This window comes from Streptomyces sp. NPDC056161, assembly GCF_042268025.1.
GTDB lineage: Bacteria > Actinomycetota > Actinomycetes > Streptomycetales > Streptomycetaceae > Streptomyces.
This window is the reverse complement of record NZ_JBHJUV010000121.1, coordinates 1-6,548: the sequence shown is the minus strand read 5'-3', so window position 1 is coordinate 6,548 and position 6,548 is coordinate 1. Positions and strand designations below refer to the sequence as shown.

The following is a 6,548-nucleotide window of genomic DNA, read 5'->3' as shown; positions in this document are numbered from 1 at the left end:
CGGCACCGCCCGCCCCGGGACGGGGGGGGGGCCGCCTCCGCGGGGGAGGTGCTCCGAGGGCTCAGAGCACCTTCGACAGGAAGGACCTGGTGCGCTCGTGCTGGGGGTCGGTCAGGACCTCGCGCGGATGGCCGGACTCGACCACCACTCCGTCGTCCATGAACACCAGCGAGTCCCCGACCTCACGGGCGAAGCCCATCTCGTGCGTGACGACGATCATCGTCATGCCGTCCTCGGCGAGGTCCCGCATCACGTCGAGCACCTCGCCGACCAGCTCCGGGTCGAGGGCCGAGGTCGGCTCGTCGAACAGCATCAGCTTGGGCTCCATCGCCAGGGCACGGGCGATGGCGACCCGCTGCTGCTGGCCGCCGGAGAGCTGGGCCGGGTAGTGACCGGTGCGGTCGCCGAGCCCCACCCGGTCCAGCAGCCGCTGCGCCCGCTCCCGGGCGACGGCCTTGGACTCCCGTTTGACCTGGACCGGCGCCTCCATGACGTTCTCCAGCGCCGTCATGTGCGGGAAGAGGTTGAAGCGTTGGAACACCATGCCGATGTTCCGCCGCTGCGCCGCGACCTCCCGCTCCTTCAGCTCGTAGAGCTTGTCGCCGTGCTGCCGGTAACCGACGAGGTCGCCGTCGACGTAGAGCCGTCCGGCGCTGATCTTCTCCAGGTGGTTGATGCACCGCAGGAAGGTGGACTTGCCCGAGCCGGAGGGACCGATGACGCAGAACACCTCGCGCGGATTCACCTCCAGGTCGATGCCCTTGAGGATGTGCGAGAGCCCGAAGGACTTGTGTACGCCCTCGGCCCTGACCATCGGTCCGCCGGCCGAGCCGCCGACGGTGCCGGGGTTCTTGCGGAGACTGCTCATCGGGCCACCTCCGGGCGGCGGAACGAACCGAACAGGCGGAGGTTCTTCCTGAGTCTTTGCAGCGGTGTCGGTGGCAGGCTGCGCGACGAACCGCGGGCGTAACGGCGTTCCACGTAGTACTGACCGATGCTGAACACCGTGGTGAGGATCAGGTACCAGATCGACGCCACGAAATACATCTCGACGACCGCGAGCGAGGTGCTGGAGATGTCCGTGGCCCGTTTGATCAGTTCGTTGAACTGGACCGCGTAGGCGAGCGACGAGGTCTTCAGCATGTTGATGTACTCGTTGCCGGTCGGCGGCACGATCACCCGCATCGCCTGCGGGAGGACCACTCGCCGCAGCGTCTTCCCCTGGGTCATGCCCAGCGCGTGCGAGGCTTCCGTCTGGCCCAGGTCCACCGACTGGATGCCGGCCCGGACGATTTCCGACATGTACGCGGCCTCGTTCAGGCCGAGACCCAGCAGCGCGGTCAGGAACGGCGTCATGACCTGGTTCATCTCGTTCTTGTAGAACCCCAGGTTGAGGATGGGGAACACCAGCGAGATGTTGTACCAGAGCAGCAGCTGGACCAGGACCGGGGTGCCGCGGAAGAACCAGACGTAGAACCAGGCGACCGTGCTGGTCACCGGGTTCGACGACATCCGCATCACGGCGAGGACGACGCCCAGGACCAGGCCCAGCGCCATGGCGAGCACCGAGATGTACAGCGTGTGCCAGGCCCCGGAGAGGATCGTCCCGTCGGTCAGGTACTTCGGGATGATGCTGTAGTTGATCTTCGCGTTGGAGAAGGCCATGCCGATCAGCACCAGGACGGCGATGACCAGCACCCCGGCCACCCAACGGCCGTAGTGGCGTACCGGGATGGCCTTGATCTGCTCCGGCGGGACGGTGGATGTCGGAATCTTGTCGGCGGTGTCAGACACGGTGGCTGCCCTTCAGTCCTTCAGTACTTCACTCCTCCAGTACTTCCGGACGCTCAGGAACCGCCGTTGATCTTCGCTTCGGTCACGGCGCCCGCCGTGACGTTCCACTTCTCCATGATCTTGCCGTATTCGCCGTTCTTGATGATGGCGTCCATGGCGGCCTGGAGGGCGTCGCGCAGCTGGGTCTTGTCCTTGCTGACGCCTATGCCGTACGGGCCGGCCTTGATCTGGTCGCCGATGACCTCGAAGTCCTTGCCGCCGCCGGAGGTCTTGGCGTTGTAGGCCGCGACCGGGAAGTCGTTGAGGTCCGCCACGGACGCGCCCTGCTTGAGGCGGAGCAGGGCCTCGGGGTCGGTGTCGAAGGTCTGGAGCGTGATCGCCTTCTTGCCGTCCTGCGTGCACTTCTTGGCCTGCGCCTTGCCGATGTCCTCGGACGTGGTGCCCTTCTGCAGGGCCACGACCTCGCCGCACAGGTCGTCCAGCGACTTGATGCCCTTCGGGTTGCCCTTCTGGACGAGGATCGAGGTGCCGGCGGTGAAGTAGTCGACGAAGTCGACGCCGTTGCCGACCTTCTGGCCGGTGTCCGAGTCGATGCCGTCCTGGCGGTCCTTCGTGTCGTTCATCGCGGACATGATCACGTTGAACCGGTTCGCCTGTAGGCCGACGACGAGGTTGTCGAACTTGCCGTTCTGGAACTCGAACTTCACGCCCAGCTGCTTGCCGAGTGCGTCCGCGATGTCCGGGTCGATGCCGACGGCCTTGCCGTCCTGCATGAACTCCACGGGCGGGTAGGCGATGTCCGAGCCCACCTTGATGACACCCGCGTCCCGGACGTCCTTGGGGAGCTTGGCGGCGAGCGGCGCCGAGGAGGAGCCGGTGGAGTCGCTGCCGCCCTTGTCGGTCTGGTCACCACAGCCGGCCAGCAGCAGCGTGCCTGCGACCGCGATCGCACCGGCCGCGGCTAGCCGGGAGTGCGCGGCGGTCGTGCGACGGGTGGGGCGAGCGGCCATGGATTCCTCCGGCTAGTGGGTGATGATGCCGATGGGTCGACGAGAACACACACCTTTGGGTGTCGCGACCTCGTGGGTTACCGCATCTTGCCATTGGGGCTACGCCAATCAGGCGACCCGCCATGTCAAAATCGGATAACGGGTGACCCCCGAACCGTGCAGGTCGGTACACCGAACCGGACCGATTGCGGACAACCTTCGTGCCTACCGGAGCAACTCCGGAACATCTGCGGCGTATCTCACCATGTGGTCGATGCTTGCCTGGCGTCGGCCGTTGTGCGGGCGGACCTTCGCACGAGGGGATCCCCGGACGAGCGGGACTTTCGCGCGAGGGGGACCTCGCACGAGCGGGACCTTCGCGCGAGCGGGACCTCGTACGAGCGGGACCTCGTACGAGCGGGACCTCGTACGAGCTAGACGAGCGGGACCTCGCACGAGTGGAGCACCGCACGGACGGGACCTCGCACGGGCGTGAGTGGATCCCCGTCGCGGCCCGTGAGCCTGCGGGTCGGTGCCGTCGAGGGGCGACGTCGAGCGGTGCTGGTGGGTGGTGCTGGGTGGTGCTGGTGGGTGGTGCTGGTGGGTGGTGACGGCGGACGACGTCAGCGGGTGGTGACGGCGAACGGTGCCGGCCGGTGGTGCCGGTGGGCGTCGTGCTCGGGCTCCGGTCGGTCTCTTGGGGCAGGCCCTTGCCACGGTGAGTGACCTCGTACCCAGAGGTGACCTCCCGCCCGGTGGACTCGTCCGGACTCGTCGTCGGACCCGTCCGTCGGGTAAGAAGGTTCTTTACACCCCTCATCCGGGGCTCCGGGCGCGTGTGCGGCGCGCTCGTCGCGTACGACCCGTACGCACAGGTCAGCCGGGTCGTATGCGGTCCCGCCCACTCTTCACCAGGAGTGGTCCTCACCCTCACACCATGAACACTTAAGGGGTAAGACAAGTGGCAGCGGAGATCGTCAATCCTCGCAGCGACAGCAAGGCGGACCAGGACGGCGGGGCCGAGCCCCTCGATTCCTTCGACCCGGCCTTCGCACTTCACCGCGGCGGCAAGATGGCCGTGCAGGCCACCGTGCCGATCCGTGACAAGGACGACCTGTCCCTCGCCTACACGCCCGGTGTCGCGCGCGTGTGCACCGCGATCGCGGAACGGCCGGAGCTGGTCGACGACTACACGTGGAAGTCGTCCGTGGTGGCCGTCGTCACCGACGGCACGGCCGTCCTCGGACTCGGGGACATCGGTCCCCAGGCATCCCTTCCGGTCATGGAGGGGAAGGCGATCCTGTTCAAGCAGTTCGGCGGGGTCGACGCGGTGCCCATCGCGCTCGACTGCACGGACACCGACGAGATCGTGGAGACCGTGGTCCGCCTCGCGCCGTCGTTCGGCGGGGTGAACCTGGAGGACATCTCGGCGCCGCGCTGCTTCGAGATCGAGCGCCGGCTCCAGGAACGCCTGGACATCCCCGTCTTCCACGACGACCAGCACGGGACGGCCGTCGTCACGCTGGCCGCGCTGCGCAACGCGGCGCGGCTGAGCCGACGGGAGATCGGAAACCTGCGGGCGGTCATCTCGGGTGCCGGGGCGGCCGGTGTCGCCATCGCCAAGATGCTGGTCGAGGCCGGGATCGGGGACGTGGTGGTGACCGACCGCAAGGGCGTCGTGTCGGCCGACCGGGACGATCTGACGCCGGTCAAGCGGGAGCTGGCGGGGTTCACCAACAAGGCGGGCCGCACGGGTTCCCTGGAGGACGCGCTGGCCGGTGCGGACGTCTTCATCGGCGTCTCCGGCGGTACGGTCCCGGAAGCGGCGGTGGCCTCGATGGCGAAGGGTGCCTTCGTGTTCGCCATGGCCAACCCGGACCCCGAGGTGCACCCGGACGTCGCGCACAAGTACGCGGCGGTCGTCGCGACCGGCCGGTCCGACTTCCCGAACCAGATCAACAACGTGCTGGCGTTCCCCGGGATCTTCGCGGGCGCGCTACAGGTGCGGGCCTCCCGGATCACCGAAGGCATGAAGCTCGCGGCGGCGGAGGCGCTGGCGGCGGTCGTCGGCGACGATCTCAGCGCCGACTACGTCATTCCCTCGCCGTTCGACGAGCGGGTCGCCCCCGCGGTGACGGCGGCGGTGGCCGCGGCGGCCCGTGCGGAGGGCGTCGCGCGCCGCTGAGGTCGCAGGTCGTCGAGGTCGCGCGCCGTTGGGCTCGCCCGGGGTGCCGGTCGGCGCGTGTCGGCGGGCGGATGTCGGTGGGCGCGTGTCGGTGGACGCGCGCCTGGGGGCGGGTGTCGGCGAGTGGCTTGTCTCGTCGGCATCCGTCCTCCGTCGGCACCCGTGCCTCGCCGGTACCCGTGTCTCGTCGGCACCCGTGCCTCCGGCGCTCGACCGCCGGGCCGCGCCGTGGGTGATCGTGCGTCGGTGAGTTCACGCCGTCGGCCCTGTGCCGGCGGGCGGGCACCCGGGGCGGGGGCCGGTGAGCGGTTCGTGTCACCGGGCGGGTGCCGGTGGATTCGCGTGACCGGTCTACGGCCGATGCCTGGGCTCGCGGCGGTAGGGGCAGGGCACCCCGCCCACGTCCGCCCGCGGGGCCGCTCCAGTCCCTGCTCCCGCAGTCCCCGGCCCGGACCGGCCGCTCATTCCCGCGGGCAAGGTGCGGACTCCCGAGCCGTCCGGCACACAAGAAGGCGTGTGTCACAGCGCTGCCTGGTTCCGTGCGTGCGGCGGGGAACCTATCGTCGAGCCCATGTTCGCTGTCTACGCCACCCGAATCGACCCCGACCAGCCGCTCTCCGGCCTTGAGTTGGGGGAGCGCCCGGCCCCCGGGGCCCGCCCCGGCTGGAGCACCGTCGACGTCAGGGCCGCCTCCCTCAACCATCACGACCTCTGGTCGCTTCGGGGCGTCGGCCTCCCGGAGGACCGGCTGCCGATGATCCTCGGCTGTGACGCCGCCGGGATCGACGAGGACGGCAACGAGGTCGTCCTGCACTCCGTCATCGGCCAGACCGGCCACGGCGTCGGCCCCAGGGAATCCCGGTCCATCCTCACCGAGCGCTACCAGGGCACCTTCGCGGAGCAGGTGGCCGTACCCACCTGGAACATCCTGCCGAAGCCCAAGGAGCTGTCCTTCGAGGAGGCCGCCTGTCTGCCCACGGCCTGGCTGACGGCGTACCGCATGCTGTTCACCAACGCCGGGGTCCGGCCCGGTGACTCGGTTCTCGTGCAGGGCGCGGGCGGCGGGGTGGCCACGGCCGCGATCGTGCTCGGCAAGGCGGCGGGGCTGCGGGTCTTCGCCACCAGCCGGGACGAGGCGAAGCGCAAGCGGGCCGTGGAACTGGGCGCCGTCGAGGCGCTGGAGTCGGGAGCGCGGCTGCCGCAGCGCGTGGACGCCGTGATCGAGACCGTCGGCGCCGCCACCTGGTCCCACTCGGTCAAGTCCCTGCGGCCCGGCGGCACGATCGTCATCTCCGGGGCCACCAGCGGCGACCGGCCCTCGCACGCCGAGCTGACCCGGGTCTTCTTCCTGGAGCTAAAGATCGTCGGCTCGACCATGGGCACCAAGGACGAACTGGAGGATCTGCTCGCCTTCTGTGCCGCCACCGGCGTCCGCCCCGTCATCGACGAGGTGCTGCCGCTGGACCGCGCCCGCGAGGGATTCGAGCGGATGGAGTCGGGCAACCAGTTCGGGAAGATCGTGCTCACCAACGGCTGACCGCGGCCTCATCTCGGTGCCGACGGCCGACCCGGTTCCCGGG

5 protein-coding genes are annotated in these 6,548 nt (G+C 69.3%); 2 read left to right on the top strand and 3 right to left on the bottom strand.

Going from position 1 to position 6,548, the window contains the following annotated elements:
- Positions 1–61 precede the first annotated feature (61 nt).
- Genes ACFC09_RS45580 through ACFC09_RS45570 form a run of 3 tightly spaced genes read right to left on the bottom strand, consistent with a single transcriptional unit; the run spans position 62 to position 2,804 of the window.
- Positions 62–814, bottom strand: coding sequence for an amino acid ABC transporter ATP-binding protein (locus ACFC09_RS45580; protein ID WP_376539038.1), 753 nt, complete (start codon positions 812–814; stop codon positions 62–64).
- A gap of 50 nt (positions 815–864) precedes the next feature.
- On the bottom strand, positions 865–1,794 hold the full coding sequence (locus tag ACFC09_RS45575) for an amino acid ABC transporter permease (protein ID WP_376539036.1): 930 nt from the start codon (positions 1,792–1,794) through the stop codon (positions 865–867).
- Between the two features lie 53 nt (positions 1,795–1,847).
- Entirely contained in the window at positions 1,848–2,804 is a 957-nt protein-coding gene (locus ACFC09_RS45570; protein ID WP_376539034.1) for an ABC transporter substrate-binding protein, read from the bottom strand.
- Positions 2,805–3,744: 940 nt separating this feature from the next.
- On the opposite strand from ACFC09_RS45570, the gene ACFC09_RS45565 reads away from it, so the two are divergent.
- Positions 3,745–4,968 carry an NADP-dependent malic enzyme gene (locus ACFC09_RS45565; protein ID WP_376539032.1) on the top strand — a complete coding sequence of 408 codons (1,224 nt, stop codon included), beginning with the start codon at positions 3,745–3,747 and terminating at the stop codon, positions 4,966–4,968.
- A 571-nt stretch (positions 4,969–5,539) separates the two neighbouring features.
- On the top strand, positions 5,540–6,505 hold the full coding sequence (locus tag ACFC09_RS45560; protein ID WP_376539030.1) for a zinc-binding dehydrogenase: 966 nt from the start codon (positions 5,540–5,542) through the stop codon (positions 6,503–6,505).
- The last annotated feature ends 43 nt before the right edge of the window (positions 6,506–6,548 follow it).